The following is a 26,191-nucleotide window of genomic DNA, read 5'->3' on the forward strand; positions in this document are numbered from 1 at the left end:
ATAGCTGTAACGCGGCAATAATGGCCGCCATGAACAAAATAAACGCCTGCCACCTTCCCCCTTTGTGGGGAAAGCATGTGGCCCCTAGTCTGCTGAATGACGCTAACGCCCTGCTTTATGCAGCCAAAAGCTTCGCGGCTGCCATGCTGGCGTATTACCTCGCTTTGTCTATCGGGCTGGGGACACCTTCCTGGGCCATCGTCACCGTCTATATCGTTTCGCAAACAACGGTGGGTGCCTCGCTGAGCAAAGGGGTTTATCGCCTGGCGGGCACGGTGGTCGGTGCCTCGGCGACCGTTTTGATCGTGCCAGCGTTTGTGAATATGCCTGTTCTGTGCAGCGTAGTACTCAGCGGCTGGATCGCCCTGTGCCTTTATTTCTCACTGCTTGAGCGCACGCCCCGCGCCTACGCCTTTGTGCTGGCGGGCTACACGGCGAGCCTGATAGGCTTCCCTGCCCTGCACGATCCCGGTTCAATTTTCGATACAGCAATCACTCGCGTGCAGGAAATTTCGCTGGGAATACTCTGTGCGAGCCTCGTCCATCGCTATGTTTTGCCAAAGCGAATCGCCGGGCTGTTTAACGCCAAAGTCTCAGAAACGCTGCGTCTGGCGCGACAGTCCGTGGCAGCTTCGCTGGTCGATGGGCCATCTTCAGGCTCAAAACACCTGCATATGGCCCTGCCGCTTCAGCTTTTGCAGAACCTCAACCACCATGTTCCCTTTGATTTTGCTCTTTCTATTCCCGTCGGCCAGGCCAGAAAAAAACTGCACGATAGGCTTGCTCGCCTGTTAGTGGTGAACAGTGAACTGAGCGAACGCCGGCAGATGATAAACGCGCTGAATACTCAGTTGCTGCGGCTGGAGGATGACGTCCGAAGCTGGCTAAACGGTGAGTCTGAAATCACGGGTGAAGCGCTGGAAAAACAAAGCTCGGCGTTAGCGAAAATGTTATCTGCAGCAGCGCTTCAGCCAGAGGACATGCTGCAGGCGAGTTTTGCCACCTACCTTTATGAAGCCATCACTCTTCTGCTGCAGTGCGAGAGGTTGTATCAGACGATCGCACAGCCACCTCAGATGCTGGCAGACGAGCCGCCAGCCAAAGGCTATGTGTTTCATCGAGACGGCCCGGCAGCCGCAAAGACCGCACTGGGTGCTTTCACTCTGGTGTTAGCCGGGTGCCTGGTGTGGATTTATTCGGCCTGGCCGGACGGCGCGACCGCGGTGTCGGTCATCGGAGTCTGCTGCACGTTGTTTGGCAGCTTCGACACGCCTGCGCCTCATCTCGTTAAATACATTCTTGGTTCTCTGTATGGCGTGGCGATAAGCCTGCTCTACAGCTTTGCCATTTTGCCGCAAATCACCACGTTCAGCGTGCTGGCCGCCGCGCTCTCACCTGTCTATTTGCTGGCGGGATCGCTGCAGGCCAGGCCTCCGACGACGTTTATGGCTATGGGCATCACGCTAACGCTCCCCATTTTATCCGGGCTGGGGCCCCACTACGGGGGTGACTTCGCCGTGGCGCTTAACACCGCCATCGCTTTATTCATTGCTATCGGCTTTGCCGTATTCGGCATGGGCCTGCTGCAAACCGTGCAGGCCGACGCGGCAATCAATCGCCTGCTTAAACTGTGCCGCCGTGATGTCAAACGCAGCGCAAAAGCCACTTTTACCCCGGATGAAGTGTCCTGGACAAACCTGATGATCGACAGAACGGCCCTGCTGCTGCCGCGCCTACAGCGAAGCGAACAGTCCGCAGAGCAAATACTTAACCAAATGCTGCACTACCTGCGCACGGGCCTAGCCGCGCTGCATCTGCGGCAGTTGCTGGCTCACCTCAACCGGGAAACCGCCGCACAAGTTCATGAGGTGCTTAACCTGTTGGCCAAAGAAACGGACGTCCGAAAAATACAAACGGATATTTTTTCGCTGATAAACGCTCATTCTCCGGCGACGGATGAGCTAACCCGGCGGCTTATTTACGGGCTAATAGATTTGCATTGTGCGTTGAATATCTCAGGTAAGGAGCGAGCCGATGATCGGTGATGTGAATATTGGCGGCGTTTATTTCCCCGCCCTGCTGGTCATCGCGCTGGTCGCGTTACTCTGCACCCTTTTTCTGCTTTCGCTGCTGATGCTCAGCGGGGTTTACCGCCGACTTCCCTGTCGGCCACTGATTGATTTCGCCACTTATATTTTCACCGTATTCCTGCTGCTGCAGGGGCTTAACGCCCAGAGGTATATCGTATGAAATCGTTTTTTGCTCTGACAGGCCGCTACGCGCTGACGCTCATCGCGACCGCCGCGGCCCTGATTATCGCTTTTGCGATGTGGAAGCATGAATCACAAATCCCCTGGACGAGGGATGGCCGCGTTCGCGCCGACGTGGTGCAAATTGCGCCGGACGTTTCTGGCCCGGTCAGCAGCGTGGTCGTGAAAGACAATCAGTGGGTGAACCGCGGCGATATTCTCTATGTCATCGATCCGCGCTGGCTGAAGCTCGCCGTCAGTAGCGCCCAGTCTGAGGTTGAAGTAAAGCGTCACGAAATGCTGATGCGTCAGGATTCTGCCGCGCGGCGCACGCAGCTTCAGAGCGTGATTTCTAAGGAAGATTTACAGCAAACCCGCAGTGCGGCAAACGTGGCCGTCGCCAACTACCAGGGCGCGCTGGCCGCGCTGGAGCTGGCTCAGCTCAATTTGTCTCATGCCACCGTAAAATCACCGGTTGCGGGTTACGTGACGCATCTCAGGCTCAGCCCCGGCGACTACGCCACCGCAGGCGTGACAAAAGTCGCCATCATTGATGCAAAAAGCTTCTGGATTGTTGGTTATTTTGAGGAGACGAAGCTGCGGCATATTCGCGCGGGGAACAGCGCGCAGATAGCGCTGATGGGCTTTGACACGGTGATACCCGGCCATGTCGAAAGCATCGGCCACGGCATCGGCGACAGCAATGATGAAACGGGCGACCTTGGCCTGCCGGACGTCAACCCCACCTTTAGCTGGGTGCGTCTGGCGCAGCGGGTGCCGGTACGTATTCGTATCGACAGGCTACCGGCAGGCGTTGAGTTAGTGGCAGGCTTATCCGCGAGTATTTCCGTTACGCCTTAACGCGCCGAATTCCGGGCAAAAATGCTATTATCGCGGCCAGGCTAACAAACCCAGAGATAACCATGAACAACGAAATCGACCTGAAATATTACGACATCGCAGACGAGTACTCGACGGAATCGGCAAAGCCGGTTGCTGAGGATGAGCGTGATGCCGTGGCGCGCTATTTCCAGCTGCTGGTCACTCGCCTAATGAACAACGAGGAAATCAGCGAGGAAGCGCAGGGCGAAATGGCCGTTGAGGCTGGCCTTGCCGAACAGCGTATTGACGAAATCGCCGAGTTCCTGAACCAGTGGGGCAACGAGTAATTTCTGCCGCGAAGCGTTTCCCCGTCAGAACGGGCTGTCGCAACGGGCAGCCATCAGCTCACCGCTGACGGGGTGAACAAAATGCAGTTCGCTGGCATGCAGCATCAGCCGTGGCGCTCGTTCGGTGCCCGGCAACGCCAGCCCGCCATACAGATCGCAGCCCAGGATCGGGTGCCCCAGATATTGAGCGTGTATGCGTAATTGATGGGTGCGTCCGGTTTCAGGCGCAAGCTGCACCCTCGTTAACGGCTGCCGGGTGCCACTTTCCAGTTCCCGATAAAACCGCTCGATAACCCGGTAACGTGAACGAGCAGGTTTGCCACTTACGGCGCAAATCGACATCAGCGGAAACAGCGCCGGATCTTTGGCAATCGCCGCGTCTATTATCCCTTCATCATTCTCCAGATGCCCGCAAAGCAGCGCGGTATACACCTTGGCAACCGAACGCTGGCTGAACTGCAGGCAGAGCAAAGCATTAATCGCCTTATTCAACGCAATCACCATCAGCCCGGACGTGCCGAAATCCAGGCGATGCACCAGCGTGCAGCCGGGGAATATTTTCACCAGCCGGTGATGTACCGAGTCGAGATTCTGCGGATTTTTTCCCGAAAGGCTCAGCAGCCCGCTGGGTTTATTGATTAACGCCAAATGCTCGTCCTGATAAAGAACGTCTATCTCATCAAAGCAAGGCGGGGCAATAAAAGTATCAATAATCGTAGACATCAGGCTGCCCGGCTGGAGAGTGGAGGCGGATGATAGCGAATTTACCGAGGCATTGCTCAATTATGACAGCCCATTCAGTCTAATAATTGCTCTACTCATTTGAGGAAGGGATAATTTTTTCACATTCTGAAAAACGTGAAGCCTGAGCATGGAGCGCTTACTTATGCCTGTCATACTAAGAATTAAAGGGTATAGTTTCTTCTTCTATTCGAATGAAGGAAATCCCCTCGAGCCGGATCACATTCATGTCCGAAGCTCTGAGGCTGAAGCTAAATTCTGGTTACGCCCTTTCGTTACGCTTGCACGTAATGATGGTTTCAGTTCCAGACAAATTACCGAGCTGGAAGGTTACGTTAAACAGCATCGCAAATTATTTACAGAGGCATGGCATGGCTATTTCAGCTAAACACCTGAGCTTTGATGATCAAAAAATGTGGGTTGAACTGAGCGATGGACGCACGTTGGGCGTGCCGCTGGAATGGTTTCCAAAGTTGCTCAATGCAAATCAGGCGCAGCGCGCCGACTATGAATTAAGCGCCCGTGGTATTCACTGGGATGCTCTAAACGAAGATATCTCGATTGAAGGGCTGCTCGCAGGTCGCGGTGATGCAACCTTTCGCCCCCATGACGCAGCCTGAAAAGAAATAGAATTCAACTTCATCCGCCGCAAAACTGGGGCCATAAAGGCCCCTGTTTACGGCTTATCTGACGGCGCTATTTGCCCTCGCCGGTAATTTTCTTCACCTCAGCTTCGGTCGCCGCAGGCGCGCCGTTGCCCCAGGAACCACGCACGTAGTTCACCACATCGGTCATCTCTTTATCCGACAACACGCCTTTGTAGCCCGGCATCATGAACGGAATTGTGCCCTGGGTTTGCGGCGTATGCGCCCCGTCGGCGATCACGCGGATCAGCGACGACGGATCTTTTGCCATCACCGTCGAGTTGCCCACCAGCGAAGGAACGTTAAAGTCGGTGCCCTTCCCGTCCGGGCTGTGGCACGTTGAGCAATAGCGCATGTAGAGGGTTTTACCCTCGGACGGCTGAGCAAGCACGGCAGCATTCACCGGCATGGCCACGGGTTTTTGCGGCTTGAAGTTGGCGATATACAGCGCGATAGCTTCCAGGTCTGCATCCGTCAGGTACTGGGTGCTTTGAGTCACCACTTCGCCCATCGGCCCGGCAATGGCGTGATGCTGGCTTCTGCCTTTGCTCAGCAGATCTTTCACTTCCTGCGTCGACATATTCATGCCGCGCAGAGAAGGCGCATACCAGCCGTCGATCATTGCCCCGCTCAGAAATTCCGGGCTGGAATCATCATAGCCCTTTTCCTGCATCGCCATACCGCGCGGCGTATGGCAAGCACCGCAGTGGCCCGGACCCTGTACCAGATAAGCACCGCGTTTGATTTTCTCGGCGTTATCCCCGCGGGCTTCAACCACCACCCCACCGGATTTTACGTCATCCACGAACAGGCCGTTCCACACGCGCAGAGGCCAGCGGGCAGACAGCAGTAGCGGAATGTCGTTCTCTTTATTGGCGGTCGCCGCCGGGGCGACGTCCTTCATAAAGTAGTCGTACAGCGCCTTCACGTCCTCATCGGTCATTTTGGCGTAGGAAGGATACGGCATCGCCGGGTAAAGGGCGTGGCCATCTTTGGCAATGCCCTGGCGAACCGCCTTCTCGAAATCTTCGTAGCTGTAATCCCCGATACCGTGAGTTTTGTCCGGCGTGATGTTGGTGGAGTAGATATCCCCCACCGGCGTGGAAAACTTTTTGCCTCCGGCCATCGCCTGGCCGCCGTCTACGGTGTGGCAGGCGACACAGTCTGACGCACGCGCCACGTACTCGCCGTGGGAAACGGCAGCATAGCCGCTGGCAGAAAAGAGGATTGAGATAGCCGCTAAAATACGTTTCATTTTTTGGTTACCCCATCGCCACAAGTTCGTTTACCGCACGCCATGCCTGGTCAATCGCCGCATGAGCATAAGCACTCCAGTCGGAGTCAGAGTTAGCAATCGTGATGCGGCCTATCGGCTGGCGGGCACGGTTGATAATCTCGGGCATCTTTTCCATATCATCGCTCAGGGAGTTAGCGTAATAGGCATAGCCGTGCGCCCAGCGGTTGACCGTAATCGCCGCGATATCGCGCTCGTGGTCAAAACCGGTGTGGCCCAGCATCTCCTGCAGCTGAGAGCGAATCATCTGCTCATGGGCTTCAAAAGTGGAGCCGAGCAGGAACGCACGCCCCCGGCGGAACTGCTCGCGCGGAGACATGTTGCTGCCCGGATAAGTCGGGACGTAAACCATGTGAATACACATCGGGTCATCCGGCGTCTGCGGGTGATGGTAATCGCCCATACTTACCGGATAGTCGAGCTTCACGCGGCTGTACGGCGCCGCCGGGGAATAGAATTCATGCACGCCGGTGTTTTTGAAAGCACGCCAGTTGTTGACCACCACGTTGGTGTAGACCAGCGGCGCTTTGACGTTGAGGCGCAGATCTTCTTTTTGCTGCTCCGGCGTCTCCGGCACGATATACGGGATCATCATGTTGTAGCCCGCCATGATAGCGTTGCGGCTCTTCACGCGGTGCAGCTTGCCGCTCTGGTTGTTGATGTAGCTCACCACCACGGCGTTATCAGCATTGGCGGCATTAATCACGCTGCTGTTGAGGCGAATGCGGGTGCCGTTTTCCGGCCTGTCCAGCAGCTCATAGTGCAGCCTGGCGGTGACGGAATCTTCCATCGTGCTGCCCGGCAGCGCTTCAGGGATCAGCTTGCGAACCATCAGCCGCGTCAGCCCGGCGTTGCCGTCCGGGAAGTGATAGGTGTAAGGCTCTTCAAGGTCGGCCAGCGCCTCGCCATCCAGCGGCGGTAAACCCATCGCCTCCATGCCCGGCAGCGCACAGGCGCGTGCGTCGCTGCAGCTTACGCCTTCAATGCCGATGGCAAAGAAGTCGTTGGTGCGCTGCTGGAAGTACATCAGCGCCATTTTGCTTAAGCCGACTTTCTTCTCGAGGAATTCATGGTAGCTGTGATTATCCAGCCATTCGGTTTTCTGCTCGACCGTCATGCCTTGCAGGTAATCGGCGGGGTTGACGTGAAGATCCAGCAGCGCCTTGCGGTCTGCTTCACTCAGCGGGAAGTCGTTGATAAAGGCTTCGATGCTGCGGCCATTCAGCCTGTCCGGCGGAATGTCGTCCGACACCGCGCGGCCAGGATCTCCGCTGACGATTTTGGTTTCGCCGAAGTTCTTTTTGTCGAAGAACACGCCGCGGCTCAGGTTCTGGTTCGGGTAAAAGGTGGCGTCAAAGCTGCTCTTCATGCGCGTGATGCTAACGCCCAGGGAGTCCATCAGGCCGTGAACGACCGGGCTAAAGTTGCTGTTGGGCGACTGGAAAGACTCGCTGCCACCGTAGCCAAGCAGGGTTTTGCCGCCGACGTTAAACTGGTTGCGCTTGGCGTGCCCGCCGAAGTCGTCATGGTTATCGAGGATAAGGATTTTTGCCTCCTTCCCCATTTTTTCGCGCCAGAAGCAGGCTGCCGCCAGGCCGCTGATCCCGCCGCCGACAATCACCAGATCGTACTCTTCTTCTATTGGCAACTTACCGAAGTCGAATTTTTCGTGCTCACGGCCAAGGGCATGTGCCATTTCGAACGAGCCGGGGTGGTTGCCGCGCAGGCCTGTCAGGCTCGGCGGATAGTAATCTGCATTGATAACGGCGCTGCCGGGCGCTTTGCCGGTGGCCCTCACCAGTTCCAGAGGCGTTAAACCAGAGACAATTGCAATTGCCATCCCGTTAAGAAAGTCACGTCGGGTAATAGACATAGATAACCTTTTTTATCAGTCTTTTAGACATATTATTCACCAAATGATAACAAACTCCCTGCCGCTTCGCTACGCGATAAGCCTGTTAACGCTGGTGTCATTTCTGGTAACGGGGGGCCTGAACGCCGCAGGCCGACCGGCAGCGGCGCGCTGTCAGCTATTGGCGCGGCTTCAACTCTTCGTCGAGTTTCTTCGAGTCGTAGTAGTCGCCCTGCCAGCTGATTTTGCCGTGGCTGACTTTGATGAAGCTCACGCCTTCAAACTTGATCGGGTTGTTCGTCGCCGGGCTGCCGCTCCATTCACCGCTGTTGGTGCCGCTGAACGTCCAGCGGAAAGCGATAGTGTCTTTGTTGTAAACCGGCTCGCTGGTCATCTGCCAGTGCAGGTCCGGCACCGCTTTAATAAACGCGCCAATCACCTCTTTCTCGGCTTTTTCTTTCCCTTCAACCGGCGTGCCGACGGCAGCGTCGTAATACACCATGTCGCTGGCAAGGTATTCCGCCGCCTGCCCGGCTTTGTGGGCATTCCACGCGGCCATATAATTTTTCACGACAGAAAGCGGAGAGCTGTCCGCCAGCGCCAGCGTTGAGAACAGAACCAGAGACAGCGCAGCAGCATTGACTATTTTCATCGCCGGGATCCTTATTCAGTGATATCGCACATGATGTGTTTGATACGGGTGTATTCGTCGAGCGAATAGGAGGAGAGATCTTTGCCGTAGCCGGATTTTTTAAAGCCGCCGTGGGGCATTTCCGCACACAGCGGGATGTGGTTGTTGATCCACACGGTGCCAAAATCGAGGCGGGTGCTGAAGCGCTGCGCCCGGCTGTGGCTGCTGGTCCAGACGCTTGCCGCCAGGCCATATTCCACATCATTGGCTCTGCTGAGCGCCTCTTCTTCGCTGCTGAAAGACTGGATGGTCATCACCGGGCCAAAGACCTCGTGTTGAATGGCCTCGTCGCGCTGCTTCAGGCCGGAAATAATCGTCGGCTCAAAGTAGAAGCCGGGGCCTGCGCCCTTTTTACCGCCCGTTTCGATTTTTGCATGAGCCGGAAGCCGCTCAATAAAGCCCGTCACCTGCTCCAGCTGGTTGCGGCTATTCAGCGCGCCGTACAGGGCCTGGCTGTCATCCGGTTCGCCGAAGGTGATGGATTTGGTTTTCTGAATCAGCTTTTCGAGGAAGGCGTCATAGGCAGAGGCTTCCACGATAATGCGCGTGGCCGCGGTGCAGTCCTGCCCGGCATTCGAGAAGCCTGCGGCGGTAATCACCTCCACCGCTTTGTTCATGTCCGCATCGGCAAACACCACCACCGGCGCTTTGCCGCCTAATTCAAGGTGCGCTTTGGTCAGGTTGGCGGCAGCGGAGGCGGCAACCTGCAGCCCGGCGCGAACGGAGCCGGTAATCGATACCAGTGAAGCCTCCGGATTGGACACCACCAGCGAGCCGGTATTGGCCTTGCCCAGCACCACGTTGAATGCGCCCTGCGGGAATAAAGGCGCGGCGATTTCGGCGAGTATCAGGGTGCTGATGGGCGTGGTATCGCTCGGCTTAAGCACCACGGTATTGCCCGCCGCAAGCGCGGGGGCGATTTTCCACACCGCCATCATAAACGGGTAGTTCCACGGCGTGACCTGCCCGACGATCCCCAGCGGCTCACGGCGAATAGTGGAGGTAAACCCGGCCGCATATTCCCCGGAGGCTTTCCCTTCAAGGCAGCGAGCCGCGCCAGCGAAGAAGCGGATAGCGTCGCAGGAGGCGGCGATTTCATCGCGCTCGATAAAGTGTTTCAGCTGACCCGTTTCCTGGCTTTGCACCTCCACAATACGCGCAGCGTTACGTTCAATTTCGTCGGCAAGCTTGAGCAAGGCGCGCTGCCGCTCGGACGGCAGGGAATGTTTCCAAACGGCAAACGCCGCTTTTGCCGCCGCGTAAGCCTGATTAACTTCTTCCGCGCCGCCGTCAGGCGACTGAGCATAAACCTCGCCGTTGACCGGGCTGACCAGATCAAACAGCGTGGCTGGCTGGCCCGCCACATATTGCCCGTTGATAAAATGCTTCAGGGTTTGCATCGCCTTCTCCTCAAATTAAACATAAACAATATTATGTAATATCTTTTGATTGGCGACTTTTCAATCCGCGCTTGATAGCAACATGATCAACCCCACAATTTAACAATGTTTTTACATGACAACGCCGTGCAAGACGTGAAAACCGCCGTTTCTGGTAGTCCGTCGATGCCTTTCTTAAAGGCCCGGGCTGTGCTATCAATAACCGTTGATTCAGGGAATTTTAATCAGAGAGCACTATGATTACTCACGCAGTAATATTCGCACCTATAGGACAGGCAAGTCGATCCGATCAAATTGTGCAGCGGCTTTCAAATGCAATTATTACTGGTTTGCTCGAGGCAAATGAACAGCTTCCTAATGAGGCCGACCTTGCCAAAATGATGGGCGTTTCCCACATAACAATACGCGAAGCCCTAAATACACTGCGGGCGAATAATTTAATCCACACCGTTCGTGGGCGAAATGGCGGCAGCTTTGTTTGCGAAAATAGCGGCGAATTTCAGACCCCGCTTTACCCTTTTAAGGCCATCAGCTCAGACTATATTTCAGACCTCGGCGAAATGCATTGCGCCATAATTAGCCACAGCGCAAAGCTTGCCTCCAGGCGCATGACCAGCGCGGATATCACCCGGCTGCGGGAGTTTGTTGAAGCGCTGAAATCTGCCAGCACGCCAGAGCTAAAAACCCAGGCGGATATGCGCTGCCTGCTGGCTCTTTCCGCCAGTTCGCAGTCAGCAAGGCTCGCCAACCAGGAGCTGTTGCTGCAGGCCGAGTGGGCTTCGCTGGTGGCCATTCTTTACCGTGATGAAGCGATTCATCGGGAAGTGATTGATGTTTATACCGAATTGATCGCCGCGCTGGAAACGCATCACGAGCAGGAGGCGGTGCGGCTTGCCACGCAGCTAATCGACACTTTCACCTTCTATCTCATTGAAAGAAAATTAAAATATAAATAAAACCGACACAACAACACGGGCATCGCCATGAATGTACCTGCAAGCCTCATCCCTTTTACCCGTAAGATTGACGACATTATTTCCACCACCATTAAGGCAACCGTAGCGCTGGCCGGGCAGGTTGAGTCCACGCTGGCGGCGTTTCACGGCGACGATCATAAGCTGCTGCTGGATCCCGCGGTAAAACGCGCCATTCAGGAACAGATCAAAGAGACGCTGAACGAGACGCCTTACTGCTCAGGCTCTGGCTTTGCCAGCCACATTGCTGGCAGCACGGAGGAAAAAGAGTACTGGTTGCTGGAATGGTGGTACAAAAAAGCCGACGGCGTGAAAAAGGTGAATCTCGACCTGGACCAGGCCACCCAACAGCGGCTGGATTTCAGGACCTTTGAGTGGTTTAAAGATGCTCAGGAAAACGGCCAGGCCTATATTCACGGCCCTTATGTCGACTACGTTTGTAATACGTCTTATACCTTAACGTCGGCAATGCCGGTTTATTTTCATCAGCGTTTCATCGGCGTGGCGGCAATTGATGTGCTGGTCAGCGAAGTTGAGGAAGAATTACTTCCGCTGTTCAATAACCACAAAGTTGTGCTGACTAATTTAGATAAGAGGATTATTTTCTCTTCTTATCCTAAATACCGCGTCGGTGAATTACTGAATACCGCCGAGGCGGTTGAAGTCTATAACACGGAATACTGCACGTTATATGAGCTGATTAAAAAAGGGGCATAAGCCCCTTAAATAATGTGGACAAAAGCATACAGAAAAAAAGGGCCATAAGGCCCTTTTTATTAATACTCGCGAGAAAGATTTAGCCGTTTGGCGTATTCAATGGCGTCATTTTCAGGCGCGTCAGAGTGACCGAACGGCCTGGCAATCGACATATAAACCAGCCCTGAGCCGATGACCAACGCCAGGCCAATCAACACCGTCCAGCGGTCAATAAAGGTTGCGCTATCGGCAGGCTGGGCCAGCAGCCAGATGCCGCCAATGCCGTAGGCCAGCGCCAACACGTTCACCAGCATACCCCACGCCCCCAGCGTCCATTCTCCCGCAGGCTTCCAGCCTTTGAGCCGCTGGCGCAGTGCGGCCAGAATTACCATCTGGAAGGAGACATAAATCCCTATCACGGCGAACGCGGTGATGCGGGCAAGGTTATCCGGCTGGAAGTACACCCAGACGCAAATCACCATCGGCAGCAGGCAGCTTATCAGCATCGCGTTGTCCGGCACGCTGTGCTTCGAGATTTTCGCCATCCACTCGCTGCCCGGCAGCATTTTGTCGCGGGAGAACGAGAAGATCAGGCGGCTCAGCGCGGCCTGAAGAGACAGAATGCAGGAGAGCATCGCCACGATGGCAATCACGATAAACACGGTTGCGCCCTTCTCGCCCAGCGCATCATTTAAAATGGCCGGGATCGGATCGGCTATTTTACCGTTCACGATATTCATCAGATCCGGAGATGACAGCAGATAACCCAGGATAGAGATCACCGCAGAGATCGCCCCGAAGACAATGCTGAGGATCATCGCCACCGGGATCTTACGCCCTGGATTTTTGACCTCCTCCGCCACGTTGCCGCAGGCTTCAAAGCCGAAGAACATAAACAGGCCCATCAGCGACGCTGACATAAACGCCGTGCCGTAGCTGCCGTCTTTCGCCAGCGCACCCATAGCGTCAAACACCACGGAGAATGGCTGATTGCGGTGGAAAATCAGCAGGTAAATACCGAGCGCAATCACGCTGATGATTTCGCACCAAAAGCCGAAGCGGGCGACCCTCGCCAGGTTTTTCGTCCCGGATATGTTCACGCCCATCATGATGGTGAGCAGCACCACAGAAGTCAGCAGCATCGCAAACGGCGTATCGCCGTAATGGAAGAGCGAAGCCACGAAGGTCGAGGTGTATTCAACGATAGACGTAATCGTCACCACCAGCGCCCAGAGGTAAATCCACGCGGCAATCCAGGCATATTTTTTGCCCCACAGCCTTCTGGCCCACGGATAAAGCCCGCCGGTTATCGGGTATTGCGAAGCTACCTCGCCAAACACCAGGGCCACCAGCAGCTGCCCGCAGGCGGCAATCAGGATCCACCAAATAGCCGGTGGCCCGGCGAGCGTTATCGCCAGCGCAAACAGGGAATACACGGCGGTCAACGGCGAGAGGTAGGTAAAACCGAGTGCAAAATTGGACACCAGGCCGATGGAGCGGTTGAACTGCTGCCCCTTCTCCGGCTGGGAATCGGTACTTTTTGTAGCAGATGTCTGTTCCATATGTCTTTCTCTTTAGGGGGCATAGTTGCAGGCAATGGCTACATTTTATAAAACATATTAAGTTATATGTATATTGTGCTTTGTCACAATTTTGTTAGATACAATGTTATCTTATTGTTAACCAGTTAGTGGTGGTGATGATGTCACATCCCTGAAAAATGTCGCTTCATTTTGCTCGCCAGTAGCCATTCCGTGCAGCGCCTATACGCTCCAGCCGCCCGTCTTGCTGAAGCGTTTTGAGATTACGCTCTATGGTGCGGCTGGTTAAGCCGGTGGCCTCCGCCAGTCGGGCTATGGTTATCGACGGTTCTTCCACAATTAGATTCAGGATTTGCCCGGCCGTTGCACTCAACCGTCTGGCAAAAAATGGGGCTGGCTCTTCCTCCAGTCGGCTATGGGCCACGCCTTCTTGCAGTGCAATCTTCAGCATATCCAGCATAAACTCCACAAAAGCCGTGCAGTCACTCCGGCGGTCACACTCTCTGAGCACCCGATAATAGGCTTCCTGGCGGTCGTGAATTAGCGTCTCAACCGGTAGCCAGGCAAGCTCGGCTCGCCACTCACTCAGAATCAGCGTCTGCCAAAGCCGCCCCATTCGTCCGTTGCCGTCGCTGAAAGGATGGATAAACTCAAACTCATGATGGAAGACAGAACTGGCAACCAGCGGGTGGAGATCGGTGCCATGAAGCCAGTCACACAGCTGATTCATCAGCCGGCCCACCTGGCTTGCCGGCGGGGCCATATGTATCAGCCTCCCCTCCCTGTAAACGCCTACATCGCCGCTGCGAAGTTGGCCAGGCATATCGACCAGACCCAGCATCAGCACCCGATGCGCTGACAATAGATTGTCAACATTGCCACTTTGCCAGCCGGAAAGCGCCTCATAGGCGAGAATGGCGTTGCGGACTTCCTGAATATCTTTTGCCGGAGCCAGGACCCGCTTGCCCTCCATAATCGCCGTCACCTGTTGGGCAGATAAGCTGTTGTGCTCTATTGCCAGAGAAGCCTGAATAGTGCGGATACGGTTTTCTTTGCGTAACAGCGGAGAGGTCCGTTGGGCATTCGATGACCACTGCCCCAGCAGCTCCCCAATTTCAATGGTGCGGCTGAGAATAGAGGAAGTCAGAGAAAAGGGAGGACGGTAGGGCTTCATCGGTTTGCTCCGGGAAAAGTTTCTCCGACATTTATACCGACACTTACACCGACATACCAGTAGGAAAAAAGGCGAGCTCAAGCCCGCCTTAGATTTTAGCCAATTTCACCGAGAGGCTGGCCGGCCGCAAGAGAAGCGCCTTTTTCGACGCCACGTTTGAGTCTGCCGCTGCGGTGCGCCACCACCTGAACCTCCATTTTCATGGCCTCCATTACGCCAATAATCTCTCCCTGCTCGACGGCCGCTTCGTCCTCTTTGAGCCAGCCGTGAAGCACGCCGGAAATCGGCGCTTCGATTGCTGCTTCATTGATGATTTGAGGTATCGTCTGCGGGGCATGGTCCGTATTCGCCAACGCAAGGCCACCCAACAGGCTTGCTGGCAACCCCAGCTGCACGCGACGCCCGTCCAGCTCTATCCAGCTGCGGGTCAGAACCTCATCCGCAGCGGGAGTCTGGCGCGGAGCAAACGCAATACGCCCGGCAAAATCCGTTTCAATCCAGCGGGTGTGCACGGCAAAGTTTTCGGTGAAATCAGGATCGTCCATCACGGCGCGATGGAACGGCAGCACGGAAGCCACGCCGTCAATCTCGAATTCACGCAGGGCCCGGCGGGCGCGGGCAATGGCCTGCTCGCGGGTGCTGCCGGTGACAATCAGTTTCGCCATCAAAGAGTCGTAGCTGCCGGGCACTGAAGACCCGGCCTCCACGCCGCTGTCGAGGCGAATACCTGCGCCGGACGGCGCGCGGAATACGCTAATCTTGCCCGGCGTAGGCAAATAGCCTTTGCCCGCATCTTCAGCATTAATGCGGAACTCAAACGAGTGACCGCGTGGCACCGGCGTGGCCTGAATGCTCAGCGGCAAACCTTCGGCAATGCGAAGTTGCTCCACGACGATATCAATCCCGGTTGTCTCTTCGGTAACCGGATGTTCTACCTGCAGGCGGGTGTTGACCTCAAGGAATGACAGTTTGCCGTCGCGACTAAGTAAGAACTCAACGGTGCCCGCGCCAACGTAGCCCGCGTGGGCACAGATATCGCGTGCGGCGCTATAGATTTCCTGTCTCTGCTCCTCGCTGATAAACGGCGCCGGAGCTTCTTCTACCAGCTTCTGGTTGCGGCGCTGCAGCGAACAGTCTCGGGTGCCGAGCACCACCACGTTGCCGTGTTTGTCGGCAATCACCTGCGCTTCAATGTGCCGTGGGCAGTCGAGATACTGCTCGACGTAGCACTCGCCCCTGCCAAAGGCGCTTAACGCCTCGCGCGTCGCCGACTGGTAAAGCTCTTCAACCTCGTCAAGCTGCCAGGCCACCTTCAGCCCTCGCCCACCGCCGCCAAATGCGGCCTTAATCGCTACCGGCAGGCCATACGTCGAGGCAAAATCGACAACTTCGGCACCGCTGCTTACCGGGTCAGCCGTGCCTTTTACCAACGGAGCACCAACCTGCAGGGCTATTTTGCGGGCCTGAACTTTGTCCCCCAGCTTTTCAATTGTCTCCGGCTCGGGGCCAATCCAGATAAGCCCGGCAGCCTGTACCGCCCGGGCAAACTCGGCCCTTTCCGAAAGGAAACCGTAGCCAGGGTGAACCATGGTGGCTCCGCTGCGGCGAGCAATATCCACCAGCAGCGGGATATTTAAATAGGTTTCGCTGGACTGAATACCGGGCAGCGCCCAGGCTTCATCGGCCATGCGAACGTGAAGCGCATCGGCGTCCGCATCAGAGTAAACCGCCACGGCCTCTACGCCGTAATCACGGCAGGCACGAATAATACGGACGGCAATTTCGCCCCGGTTGGCGATCAGAACTTTATGCGTCGCGGTGGTCACTGGTTTTACTCCCTGCTATTTCCAAAAAAGGTCGGATAACGTTGAAGCGAATCGAGGCGCCCGGTGGGATTTGCCCGGCCAGGTCGAGGTGATATTCAGCCACGGCGGCAATCACCGGATACCCGCCGGTGAGCGGATGGTCGTGCAGAAAAAGAACGGGCTGCCCGCTGGCGGGAACCTGGATGGAGCCGCTGCAGGTGCCTTCGCTTGGCAGCTCCTGGTGCTGGCTGCGCGCCAGGGGCTGCTCTCCGACAAGGCGTAAGCCAATGCGGTTAGATTGCGGAGTCACCTGCCAGCACTGAGCCGTCAGCACTTCAAGCGCCTGAGCGGTAAACCAGTCGGTACGTGGCCCGAGCACAATATCCAGCGTAACGGTGTCTTCTGGCGTGGGTAACGGCAACGCCGGCAGCTCATTGAGCTGTACCGGGCCGGGATTTGAATGCGCCCCGGTCGCTAAAATATCGCCCACGCCCAGCGGTTCAGGGCCAACCTGCGCCAGGCTGTCGCGCGCTGCGCTGCCCAGGCTCTGCGGCACGATAAACCCGCCGCGAACGGCGAGGTAGCTGCGTAAACCTCGGGCTGGAGCTCCAACGTGAATCTCGTCCCCGGTCGCCAGATTTAGCGGCCGATAGCCGTCCACCGCATAACGCTCGCCCTGCGCCGTACGCAGCGTCAGTGGGCACAGAGCCCCGGTCACGCTGATGACCACATCGCCCGTCACTCTGGCACGAAATCCACCCTGCGTAATTTCAAGGCACGGCGAGTTGGCCGGATTGCCCACAATACGGTTGGCCGCATGCAGCGCGGATTTATCCATCGCCCCTGATTCAGAAAGCCCCATACCAGCCCTTCCCGCCCGGCCATTGTCCTGCCACAGCGTTTGCAACCCGGTAGCCAGCACCGTCAACGTTGCGCCAGCACCTTCGGGAAGACTTTGCGGGAGGACGCGCGCGGGCAGCGAGACAGTTTTGGTGCTTCTCGCCGCGTCGATAAAGTTAACCTGCGCGCCGGGCATCAGCAGTGCGGGCTGTTCGCGGGAGAGATCCCACATTTTCAGCTCGGTCTGGCCAATAAGCTGCCAGCCGCCTGGGCTGGCCTGCGGATAGATACCACTAAACTCACCGGCCAGCGCAACGGACCCCGCAGGAATACGGGTGCGTGGCGTGCTGCGGCGCGGCGTTTGCCAGCCCCCGGCGTCAGAAACCATGTAGGCGAAACCGGGCGCAAAACCGGTAAACGCGACGTTCCACACGAATTCCTGATGGCGGCGAATCAAAGCCTGCACCTCAATGCCCAACAGTTCAGCCACGACTGGCAAATCTTCGCCATTGTAATGAACCGGGATCGTGACCTGCTGGCTGCCGCGCGCCGCGCGCTGGGTCAAAGAATGACACGCTATTTTTTCGGCCAGCGACGCCAGGCTGGTTTCTCGCGGGCAAAAGCGGACCAGCAAGGTGCGGGCGGCAGGAATAATCTCTTCGATGCCTTTTTCAGGTGCGGCGCTCAGGGAATCAAAAAGCGCCAGCGTTTCGTCGAGCGAGCTGAGTTCCACCAAAAAACTGCTTAGATTAACGGCTAAAAATCTCACGTTATTTCCCCTGCCATCGACATAAACGCTCCTCAGGCCTGCGGGGCAAACGCACGAATGGCGATGCTCTGGGATTCAAGCAGCCTGCGGATCTCCGCCGCCATCGCAATAGCGCCAGGGCTATCGCCGTGGACGCAAATTGAATCAGCCTGTATTGGGGTAAATTTCCCTTCGATAGAGTCCACGCCGCCTTCGGTGATTAGCTGCAGCATACGCTGAGCGACCTGCCCGGCATCGTGCAGCACCGACCCAGCCTCACGACGTGAAACCAGCGAGCCATCTGCATGGTAGGCGCGGTCAGCAAAAGCTTCAGCAATGGTTTTCAGCCCTTTTTGCTGCGCCAGCGCCAGCACCGGGGAGCCAGCCAGCCCCACGAGCGGCAGCTGCGGGTCAACGGCCAGAATCGCGTCGATCACCGCCAGCGCCTGACGTTCATGGTGGGCGATGGTGTTGTACAGCGCGCCGTGCGGCTTCACGTATCGCACTTCCGTACCGGCCGCGCGGGCCAGCCCCTGCAGCGCGCCAATCTGGTAAATGACGTCGGCGGTGAGCTCATCGCTTGCCACGTCCATATTGCGGCGGCCAAAGCCCACAAGATCCGGGTACGCCACGTGCGCGCCAACCACCACACTCTGGGCCTTAGCGGCTTTCAGCGTTGCTAAAATTCCGGCGGGAGACCCGGCGTGGAAGCCGCAGGCCACGTTGGCGCTGCTGACCAGCTTGAGAATGGCCGCATCGTCACCCATGCTCCACTGCCCAAAGCTCTCACCTAAATCACTGTTTAAATCGATTGTTTTCAACATCTTTTGTTCCTTAGACAATCTTCAGGAAGTCAAATATCGCGCCGACGGAGAGCGCCCCCATATACCAGGTAAGCGCGCAGGTGATTAGCCCCGTCCACAGCAGCCAGCGCGGATAGCGGTAACCCGTCATCAAATCGGCCCGCTTCCAGCCCACGTAGATAAAGAGCGTCATGCCGATCGGTAAAATCAGGCCGTTAAAGCCGCCGGCAAAGACCAGCAGCGCCGCCGGAGCCGTGCCTAACATCAGGTAAATCACCAACGAGACGGCGATAAAAATCACCGTCGCGATGCTGCGCTGACGCTCGCCCATTTGCTTATTAAACACCGTCATAAAGGTCACGGAGGTGTAGGCCGCGCCAATCACGCTGGTAATTGCCGCAGCCCAGAAGATAAAGCCGAAGAGCTGCACGCCGAAGGAGCCGACCGCATGCTGGAATGCCTGCAGCGCAGGGTTTGCCACCTGGCTGGAAATATCCAGCGTGACGCCGCTGGCAACCACGCCTAACACGGCGAGGAACAGGATATAACGCATTAACCCAACGACCAGTATGCCTTTTGTCGCGCCGGAGGAGACAGCCTGAATATTCTCCACGCCGCCCATGCCTTTATCCAACAGTCGGTGCGCGCCGGCGTAGGAGATATAGCCGCCGACGGTACCGCCTACGATGGTGGTAATGGTGGCAAAGTTGATGTGATCCGGCAGGACGCTCTGGTACAGAGCCTCGCCCACCGGCGGGCCGGAAACGAACGCCACGTACAGCGTGAGCGCAATCATCACCAGGCCAAGCACGATCATCAGGTGGTCAATGGCGGTGCTGGCGCGGCGGGAGGAGAAAATATAAATAGCCAGCAGCGCGCTGAGTAACCCGCCCCACTTTGGCGCCAGGCCAAACATGGCGTTCAGCCCCAGGCCGGCGCCGGCAATATTGCCGATGTTGAACACCAGCCCACCAAAAATCACCAGCACGGAGAGCAGGTAACCGCTGCCCGGCAGCGTTTCGTTGGCAAGATCGGAGGCGCGCATTTTCGTGACCGTGACCACGCGCCAGATGTTCTGCTGCACCACAAAGTCGATAACGATAGAAGCCATAATGCCGAAGGCAAAGGCCGAGCCCATCGTCGCGGTAAAGGTGGCCGTCTGGGTGATAAAGCCGGGCCCAATGGCCGAGGTTGCCATCAGGAATATCGCCGCGATCAGCGATGAACGTCGCTTCTGAACAAAGGATTGGTCTTCGGTTTCATGCGCTGCCATCTTACTCACTCCATTATTAGAATTATGACCTTTTCTGTTAAGCAATAAGCAGGCCATCGTTGGAGCAAATAGCCAGATTGTTAATCAAATATAAATTTATTGTTGAACAATAAGCTAATGAGTGTTGATTAAACAGACAAACAGAATCGCAAAGTGGATGATAAAAAACCAACGCCGATCACTTTTTGGCATCTTTTAACAACTTAACGCACCAAATTAGTGCATAAAAACACGATAAATCACCAAAAAAGTGCATAACATGTCGCTTATTCTGAAATAATCCCGCTACGTCAACGTCTTGCTGCCCCCTGGCGAATATGTAAAGATTGCCGCTTACCGAATCACGCGCGGAAAATCATGAAAAAAGAGCTGCCTGCCCAGATGCTGAGCGAGAAAATCGCCGAAACTGTTCGCCATAAAATCATCATTGGGGAGCTTGTGCCCGGCACGCGTCTGTCTGAGGCCGCGCTCAGCGAGCAGCTGGATATTTCACGCAATACGCTGCGTGAGGTGTTTCGGATGCTGACCCAGGAAGGATTGCTGCGCTATGAGCCCAATCGGGGCGTGTACGTGGCGGTGCCGGATATGGCAGACATCCTCGACATCTACCGTATTCGCCGCTTAATTGAGTGCGACGCGCTAGCCCACGCCTATCCGCTGCATCCCGCCGTCACAAAAATGGAGGCAGCCGTGGAAGAAGCGCGGCAGCATCGCCAGAGCAGCGACTGGCGCAGCGTGGGAACGGCCAACATGAAGTTTCATACCGCGATTGTCGAACTTGCCGACAGCGAACGCCTGATTCGCCTCTACCGTAATATCTCCGCAGAGTTAAGGCTGGCGTTCGGCCACCTGAACGATCCGGAAATGCTTTACGCGCCTTATATCGAGAAAAATGCGCATATCCTCGCCCTGCTCAACGACGGTAATAATGCCCAGGCCGCCGCAACGCTCGCCGAATATCTGGAGCTTTCCGAGCGCACGGTGCTGGCGGCGTGGTCGCGGCATCAGCAGTCCCACTGATACCGCTATTTTCTTAGCGGCTCATTTTTCATAAACAGCGCCAGAACAAAGCCCAGCACCACAACGCCCGCCGAAATCATAAACACGGAATGAATCGCCGAACCAAAGGCCTGCAGATAATCGTTACGGATCGCCGCAGGCAGCTGGTGTACCGCCTGCGCACCAAGCTGGCGAGGCAGTTGAGTACCTTCGGGGATCAGCGTCTCAAGATTGCTGCGCAGCACGGAGGTGAACACCGCGCCGAACGCGGCCACGCCGATTGAGCCGCCGATGGAGCGAAACAACGTTGCACTTGAGGTCGCTACGCCAATAAGTTTTATTTCCACGCTGTTCTGCACGGCCAGCACCTGCATTACCATTCCAAGTCCTAGCCCCAGAAGGCCAACGTACAGGTAAAGCGTGGTCAGCGGCGTATCCAGCTTTAGCGTCCCGAGCAGCGCCATGGCGATAAAACTCAGCAGCGTTCCGATAATCGGAAAAATACGGTAGCGGCCTATTTTACTGATGATGCGCCCGCTGATGATTGAGGTCAGGATAAGCCCGCCCATCAGCGGCAGCATTTGCATGCCCGCCTGGGACGGAGTAGAAAACTTTACCACCTGCAGGTAGAGCGGCAAAAAGGTCATCGAGCCAAACAGCGACATGCCGATGATGAACCCGACCAGGCAGCTCAGTAAAAAGGTGCGGTTACGAAACAGATGCAGCGGGATCATCGGCTCAATGGCCAGCCGCTCTTCATAGATAAAACCGATGAGCGTCACGACAAAGAACGCAAAGATACACCACAGCTGTGGGTCAGACCACGCCATGACCGTGCCGCCTTCGCTAGTGAATAAAATCAGGCAGGTGAGTGAAATTGTCAGGTAGCCCGCGCCAAGAAAATCAATCTGGTGGCGAATGCGCGCCGTCTGGGATTTCAACACCGCACCAATGACCAGCAGGGCAAAAATGCCCAGCGGCAGGTTGATATAGAAAATCCAGCGCCAGGAGAAATGCTCCACCAGAAAACCGCCAATCAACGGGCCAATGACCGTCGCCAGGCCAAATACGCCGCCAAACAGTCCCTGATATTTGCCACGCTCGGCGGGCGGGATCACGTCCCCTACCGCCGCCATGGTGACCACCAACAGCCCGCCACCGCCCAGCCCCTGCAGCGCACGCATTAAAATAAGCTGCGTCATGTTTTGCGCGAGGCCACAGAGCGCGGAGCCAAGAAGAAAGACCACAATAGCCGTTTGCAGCACAACTTTACGCCCGAGAAGGTCGCCAAATTTGCCGTAGAGCGGCACGACTATCGTGGAAGCCAACAGATACGCCGTGACAACCCAGGAAAGCCTGTCCAGGCCACCCAGTTCACCCACGATGGTCGGCAAAGCAGTAGAAACGATGGTTTGGTCCAGCGCGGCCAGCAGCATCACCAGCATAAGAGCGGCGAACAGCAGGCGAACGGAGGTCGTTTGCGGCGAACCTGATGAAGCAGTTTCGGTCGTTGTCATGGTCGTTTTCATTAAAGGGGAATAAGCTCGCCCGGGCAGTTTGCTCAGAGTGTAAAGATACCTGCTTAACCGCCGCCTGAACTGCATCAAAACTCTGAAAAGCGCTTTTAGTCCGTTATTGGCAAATTAATCCTGTCGCCTCGCGTCGTCGGCTGCGAGATAACAAGGAATTCAACCTCGTTATCGGAATCATTGCGGGCCTGATGTTTTGCCTGCGGCGGAATCGGGATCCCCTTTCCTGCGGGAACCACAAAACGCTCGCCCTCCAGCTCCATCGTTAATGCTCCGGATAACACAAAAAAGAACTGCTGTGCCGCAGAATGGTAGTGCCTTTGTTCCGCGCGTCCCGCCGGCATACGCTCATGAATTACGCTCAAAGCAGAATCTTTTAACAGGTACCACCCATCACAATCCCCTCCCCACAGATAGTGTTCCGCATTTTCTTTTGAAACGATCATGATTTCTCCTTTTTAACGATAAAAATTCATAAATTTTATGAGGCGCAAACGCACTTATTTTTAGACGAAAAATATCGTTAAAAAAACGATATATCCTAATGTTTTTAATGAAGTAAATAAGCTATCAATAGCACCCGACTAAAGTTCAAAAAATAGACAACTGTCACAATTTTGAGACACTTGTTTTCATTTTGAATTTGAGAGTATATTAGCGCCTTCCGGGTAAGGTTTTACCTCCGAATACCAAGTGAAGCGGCGACAAAAGCGTGTGCGGCTTCAGCTTATTATGTACCTGTTGAGATGCGCGTCAGCGCGGAGCGATGTGAAGTGAAATATTTTCTGATGGGTATTTCTGTGATTGTTGTGTTGTGGGCCGGCACCTTCTTCCTGATGGTTGAATAAGCTTTCACAAACAGCAGCGCAATCAGAACAGGAGCCAAGGGGCTCCTGTTTTTGTTTTGTTACTCGGCATTCTCAGCGGCATTTTTCGGCAGCGGCGGCAGCAGTCCGTCAGTCCTGAACATCGCTTTAATACCTCGCACGGCCTGGCGGATACGATCCCGGTTTTCAATCAGTGCGAAACGAACGTGAGTGTCGCCGTAGTCGCCAAAACCAATCCCCGGCGACACGCAGACTTTTGCCTCCTGCAGCAGCTTTTTAGCAAACTCCAGCGAGCCCATAGCCGCGTACTGCTCGGGAATTTTTGCCCAGACGTACATGGAAGCTTTCGGGCATTCCACCATCCAGCCCGCTTCATGTAGCCCTTTGACCAGCACATCGCGGCGGCGCTTGTACTGCTCTGCGATATCACGCACGCACTGCTGATCGCCTTCAAGGGCGGCAATCGCAGCCACCTGCAGCGGCGTGAAGGTGCCGTAATCGTGGTAACTCTTGATGCGCGCCAGCGCGCTCACCAGTTCCTGGTTGCCGACCATAAAGCCGATGCGCCAGCCCGCCATGTTGTAGCTTTTTGACAGCGTGAAGAACTCAACCGCCACGTCGCGCGCGCCGGGCACTTCCATAATCGAAGGGGCTTTCCAGCCGTCATAAACAATGTCGGCATAGGCCAGATCGTGGATGACCAGCACATCGTACTGCTTCGCCAGCGCGACCACTTTTTCGAAAAACTCCAGCTCCACGCACTGCGCGGTTGGGTTAGACGGGAAGCCGAGGATCATCATCTTTGGTTTCGGGTAGCTTTCACGAATCGCCCGCTCCAGCTCGGCAAAGAAGTCCACGCCTTCCACCAGCGGCACCGAGCGAACCTGCGCCCCGGCGATAACCGCGCCGTAAATATGAATCGGGTAGCTTGGGTTCGGCACCAGCACGGTGTCACCGTGATCCAGCGTCGCCAGCATCAGGTGCGCCAGCCCTTCTTTCGAGCCGATGGTCACAATGGCTTCGCTTTCCGGGTCAATGTCCACGTCGTAACGATCTTTGTACCAGCGAGAAATGGCGCGGCGCAGGCGTGGGATCCCTCGCGACGTGGAATAACCGTGCGTGTCTTCACGCTGGGCCACGGTGCAAAGCTTCTCAACGATGTGCGGCGGCGTCGCCCCGTCCGGGTTGCCCATGCTGAAATCGATAATGTCTTCGCCGCGGCGTCGCGCAGCCATTTTCAGTTCGGCGGTGATGTTAAAAACGTAAGGGGGTAAGCGATCGATACGCGAAAAACGACGTTTTGGACTGGAGTCAGCCATAAATTCCTCAGAGTAACGTGAGCGCCCGGACCGTCCGAGCGACGCTGCCACGCGATGTGGCCTGTTTTGAAAATAGCCTGAATAAAAATCGCCTGTCGAGGGGGAAGTGAAAATATTTTTTTCGTGCATAAAACGGGAAGTTTCGAATGAAAGTCATCACTATTTCATTTTACAGATCGGGCATACATTAACCAGGTAGTAACAACTCAGTAACCTAATCCTCTGAAAGATGGAGCCACCTATGCACCTGGACATAAACGATCTGCCAAAAGCTATCCGTGAGATAAAACAAAAGCTGCGCCACGATCTGCCTAATTATCAGTCTGTTTTCGCCGAACTTGAGGCCAATATTCGTCAACAGATCGAGACGATCCGCGCGGAAATGGATCGGGGTGAGAACCCTGTTCCTCAGCTCAATGCCGACGACATTCTGCACGGCCACGTCAGCGAGCAACAAAAAACGCTGATCCGCCAGCGCGGCTGTTGTACGGTTCGGGGCGTTTTCCCGCAGGAACAGGCCACCGCATGGAATGAAGAAATCGGCAATTATCTGGAGCGTAACCACTTTGTCGAGCGTCTGAAAAATGCGGCAGAAGATAACTATTTCGGCACACTTGCCGACAGTAAGCCGCAAATTTACGGCATTTATTGGTCTAAGCCACAGATCGAAGCCCGCCAGCACGAACGCATGAAAGCGGTGCAGGTGTTCCTCAATAATCTCTGGCAAACGGAAAGCAGCGGCAGGCAGCACTTCGATCCAAACCGGGTCGTATCCTACGCGGATCGCACTCGCCGCCGCCCGCCCCGCTCAAGCTCGCTGGGGCTTTCTCCACACGTTGATGGCGGATCGGTTGAGCGCTGGCTGGACGAAAACTTCCGCCACGTTTATCGCCACGTTTTTTCCGGCAACTGGAAAGATTACGATCCATTTGCCGCCGAAGGCAGAACTGAAGTTCGGGAATTCCCGTCCCCTGCGGTCTGTTCGATGTTCCGTACCTTCCAGGGCTGGACGGCACTCACGCCCCAGCGCAAACACGGCGGCACGCTCAATTTGCTGCCGGTGGCGAACGCTATGGCCTGGATCCTGCTACGTGCGCTGCAGGATGATGTACCAGAAGAATCGTTGTGCGAAGCAAAGCCTGGCAGAGCATTATCCATTAACAAAGAGTGGCATCCCCTTTTACTGACTGGGATTTCCTCAATTCCCGATATGGAGCCGGGCGATACCGTTTTCTGGCACTGCGATGTGATTCATGCCGTTGAGAACGAGCACCTCGGCGAGTTCGACAGCAACGTGATGTACATCGCCGCCGCGCCGTGGTGCGAGAAGAACGCAGAGTACCTGCCGCGCCAGTGGGATGCTTTTGTTGAGGGTAAAACGCCGCCGGATTTCGCAGCCGACGATTTTGAGGTGGATTTTGTTGGCCGCGCGACCGGGCAGGATTTGACCGCCGCCGGGAAGGAGCAGCTTGGCGGGAAGTGATTGCCCCTCACGCTGCCAGAGTTGTCACTTATTCACATTTTCCTTCCAACATATTCCGGGGGAGATCTGTTGCTCCGCAGTTATTCCGTTCACCTATAGGTCTGTTTTCCCTGCACGTTCAGAGCAAGGTGAACGTGTCC

General features: G+C 55.9%; 25 protein-coding genes. 11 read left to right on the forward strand and 14 right to left on the reverse strand.

The features are described 5' to 3' along the window. Positions 1–29: 29 nt before the first annotated feature. From CNE01S_RS17795 to CNE01S_RS17810, 4 genes are all read left to right on the forward strand, one after another. Positions 30–2,045: an FUSC family protein gene (locus CNE01S_RS17795; RefSeq protein WP_096754177.1), complete on the forward strand. Its 2,016-nt coding sequence runs from the start codon at positions 30–32 to the stop codon at positions 2,043–2,045. After that, on the forward strand, positions 2,035–2,250 hold the full coding sequence (locus tag CNE01S_RS17800; protein ID WP_061277584.1) for a DUF1656 domain-containing protein: 216 nt from the start codon (positions 2,035–2,037) through the stop codon (positions 2,248–2,250). Before CNE01S_RS17795 ends, CNE01S_RS17800 begins: the two co-directional genes overlap by 11 nt. Further along, positions 2,247–3,110: an efflux RND transporter periplasmic adaptor subunit gene (locus tag CNE01S_RS17805; protein WP_061277585.1), complete on the forward strand. Its 864-nt coding sequence runs from the start codon at positions 2,247–2,249 to the stop codon at positions 3,108–3,110. Before CNE01S_RS17800 ends, CNE01S_RS17805 begins: the two co-directional genes overlap by 4 nt. Positions 3,111–3,172: 62 nt before the next feature. Continuing rightward, a complete protein-coding gene (locus CNE01S_RS17810; protein WP_061277586.1) occupies positions 3,173–3,418 on the forward strand; it encodes a DUF2543 family protein in 246 nt (81 codons plus the stop codon). 24 nt (positions 3,419–3,442) lie between these two features. Here CNE01S_RS17810 and CNE01S_RS17815 read toward each other — a convergent pair whose 3' ends face one another. Continuing rightward, complete coding sequence (locus tag CNE01S_RS17815) at positions 3,443–4,141, reverse strand: RluA family pseudouridine synthase (protein ID WP_061277587.1); 699 nt, start codon at positions 4,139–4,141, stop codon at positions 3,443–3,445. 163 nt (positions 4,142–4,304) lie between these two features. On the opposite strand from CNE01S_RS17815, the gene CNE01S_RS24630 reads away from it, so the two are divergent. Both CNE01S_RS24630 and CNE01S_RS17820 read left to right on the forward strand, forming a co-directional pair. Further along, positions 4,305–4,547, forward strand: a complete 243-nt coding sequence (locus CNE01S_RS24630) for a DUF4160 domain-containing protein (protein WP_072279174.1) — start codon at positions 4,305–4,307, stop codon at positions 4,545–4,547. Beyond that, on the forward strand, positions 4,531–4,779 hold the full coding sequence (locus CNE01S_RS17820; protein ID WP_061277608.1) for a DUF2442 domain-containing protein: 249 nt from the start codon (positions 4,531–4,533) through the stop codon (positions 4,777–4,779). The genes CNE01S_RS24630 and CNE01S_RS17820 overlap by 17 nt, the downstream gene beginning before the upstream one ends. Before the next feature lie 76 nt (positions 4,780–4,855). Here the strand turns inward: CNE01S_RS17820 and CNE01S_RS17825 are convergent, their stop codons facing one another. From CNE01S_RS17825 to CNE01S_RS17840, 4 genes are all read right to left on the reverse strand, one after another. Further along, positions 4,856–6,058 carry a cytochrome c gene (locus tag CNE01S_RS17825; RefSeq protein ID WP_061277588.1) on the reverse strand — a complete coding sequence of 401 codons (1,203 nt, stop codon included), beginning with the start codon at positions 6,056–6,058 and terminating at the stop codon, positions 4,856–4,858. Positions 6,059–6,065: 7 nt separating this feature from the next. Beyond that, entirely contained in the window at positions 6,066–7,970 is a 1,905-nt protein-coding gene (locus CNE01S_RS17830) for an NAD(P)-binding protein (protein WP_061277589.1), read from the reverse strand. Between the two features lie 157 nt (positions 7,971–8,127). Further along, the gene (locus tag CNE01S_RS17835) at positions 8,128–8,601 is read right to left on the reverse strand and encodes an ester cyclase (RefSeq protein WP_061277590.1); all 474 of its coding nucleotides are present in this window, start codon (positions 8,599–8,601) and stop codon (positions 8,128–8,130) included. A gap of 11 nt (positions 8,602–8,612) precedes the next feature. Further along, positions 8,613–10,040 (reverse strand): gamma-aminobutyraldehyde dehydrogenase, encoded by a 1,428-nt coding sequence (locus tag CNE01S_RS17840; protein WP_061277591.1) that lies wholly within the window; start codon positions 10,038–10,040, stop codon positions 8,613–8,615. A 236-nt stretch (positions 10,041–10,276) separates the two neighbouring features. Here CNE01S_RS17840 and CNE01S_RS17845 point away from each other — a divergent pair, with 236 nt between their 5' ends. Next, complete coding sequence (locus CNE01S_RS17845; protein ID WP_061277592.1) at positions 10,277–10,996, forward strand: FadR/GntR family transcriptional regulator; 720 nt, start codon at positions 10,277–10,279, stop codon at positions 10,994–10,996. 27 nt (positions 10,997–11,023) lie between these two features. Beyond that, complete coding sequence (locus tag CNE01S_RS17850; RefSeq protein ID WP_061277593.1) at positions 11,024–11,731, forward strand: cache domain-containing protein; 708 nt, start codon at positions 11,024–11,026, stop codon at positions 11,729–11,731. 59 nt (positions 11,732–11,790) lie between these two features. Here the strand turns inward: CNE01S_RS17850 and CNE01S_RS17855 are convergent, their stop codons facing one another. The 6 genes from CNE01S_RS17855 to CNE01S_RS17880 all read right to left on the reverse strand — a co-directional run bounded on the left by CNE01S_RS17855 (position 11,791) and on the right by CNE01S_RS17880 (position 19,894). Further along, the gene (locus tag CNE01S_RS17855; protein ID WP_061277594.1) at positions 11,791–13,272 is read right to left on the reverse strand and encodes an APC family permease; all 1,482 of its coding nucleotides are present in this window, start codon (positions 13,270–13,272) and stop codon (positions 11,791–11,793) included. Between the two features lie 166 nt (positions 13,273–13,438). Further along, the gene (locus CNE01S_RS17860; protein ID WP_061277595.1) at positions 13,439–14,425 is read right to left on the reverse strand and encodes a Fic family protein; all 987 of its coding nucleotides are present in this window, start codon (positions 14,423–14,425) and stop codon (positions 13,439–13,441) included. Positions 14,426–14,520: 95 nt separating this feature from the next. Next, a complete protein-coding gene (locus CNE01S_RS17865) occupies positions 14,521–16,251 on the reverse strand; it encodes an acetyl/propionyl/methylcrotonyl-CoA carboxylase subunit alpha (protein ID WP_061277596.1) in 1,731 nt (576 codons plus the stop codon). After that, positions 16,232–17,839, reverse strand: a complete 1,608-nt coding sequence (locus CNE01S_RS17870; RefSeq protein ID WP_061277597.1) for a 5-oxoprolinase subunit B/C family protein — start codon at positions 17,837–17,839, stop codon at positions 16,232–16,234. The genes CNE01S_RS17865 and CNE01S_RS17870 overlap by 20 nt, the downstream gene beginning before the upstream one ends. A gap of 32 nt (positions 17,840–17,871) precedes the next feature. Next, positions 17,872–18,642 (reverse strand): LamB/YcsF family protein, encoded by a 771-nt coding sequence (locus CNE01S_RS17875; protein WP_061277598.1) that lies wholly within the window; start codon positions 18,640–18,642, stop codon positions 17,872–17,874. Positions 18,643–18,652: 10 nt separating this feature from the next. Then, positions 18,653–19,894 carry an NRAMP family divalent metal transporter gene (locus CNE01S_RS17880; RefSeq protein WP_061277599.1) on the reverse strand — a complete coding sequence of 414 codons (1,242 nt, stop codon included), beginning with the start codon at positions 19,892–19,894 and terminating at the stop codon, positions 18,653–18,655. A 357-nt stretch (positions 19,895–20,251) separates the two neighbouring features. Here CNE01S_RS17880 and CNE01S_RS17885 point away from each other — a divergent pair, with 357 nt between their 5' ends. Then, positions 20,252–20,914, forward strand: a complete 663-nt coding sequence (locus CNE01S_RS17885) for a GntR family transcriptional regulator (protein ID WP_061277600.1) — start codon at positions 20,252–20,254, stop codon at positions 20,912–20,914. Positions 20,915–20,919: 5 nt separating this feature from the next. On the opposite strand, the gene CNE01S_RS17890 is transcribed toward CNE01S_RS17885, so the two are convergent. Both CNE01S_RS17890 and CNE01S_RS17895 read right to left on the reverse strand, forming a co-directional pair. Further along, a complete protein-coding gene (locus CNE01S_RS17890; protein WP_061277601.1) occupies positions 20,920–22,410 on the reverse strand; it encodes an MDR family MFS transporter in 1,491 nt (496 codons plus the stop codon). Between the two features lie 107 nt (positions 22,411–22,517). Next, positions 22,518–22,868, reverse strand: coding sequence for a cupin domain-containing protein (locus CNE01S_RS17895; RefSeq protein WP_061277602.1), 351 nt, complete (start codon positions 22,866–22,868; stop codon positions 22,518–22,520). A gap of 342 nt (positions 22,869–23,210) precedes the next feature. Between CNE01S_RS17895 and ypdK the strand changes: the two genes are divergently transcribed. Then, positions 23,211–23,270 (forward strand): membrane protein YpdK, encoded by a 60-nt coding sequence (gene ypdK / locus CNE01S_RS26010; protein WP_154188806.1) that lies wholly within the window; start codon positions 23,211–23,213, stop codon positions 23,268–23,270. Positions 23,271–23,329: 59 nt separating this feature from the next. Here ypdK and alaC read toward each other — a convergent pair whose 3' ends face one another. Beyond that, a complete protein-coding gene (alaC, locus tag CNE01S_RS17900; protein WP_061277603.1) occupies positions 23,330–24,568 on the reverse strand; it encodes an alanine transaminase in 1,239 nt (412 codons plus the stop codon). A gap of 241 nt (positions 24,569–24,809) precedes the next feature. Here alaC and CNE01S_RS17905 point away from each other — a divergent pair, with 241 nt between their 5' ends. Next, positions 24,810–26,051, forward strand: coding sequence for a DUF1479 domain-containing protein (locus CNE01S_RS17905; protein WP_061277604.1), 1,242 nt, complete (start codon positions 24,810–24,812; stop codon positions 26,049–26,051). The last annotated feature ends 140 nt before the right edge of the window (positions 26,052–26,191 follow it).

The organism is Cedecea neteri NBRC 105707 = ATCC 33855 (genome assembly GCF_001571265.1).
In the GTDB taxonomy this organism is placed as follows: domain Bacteria; phylum Pseudomonadota; class Gammaproteobacteria; order Enterobacterales; family Enterobacteriaceae; genus Cedecea; species Cedecea neteri.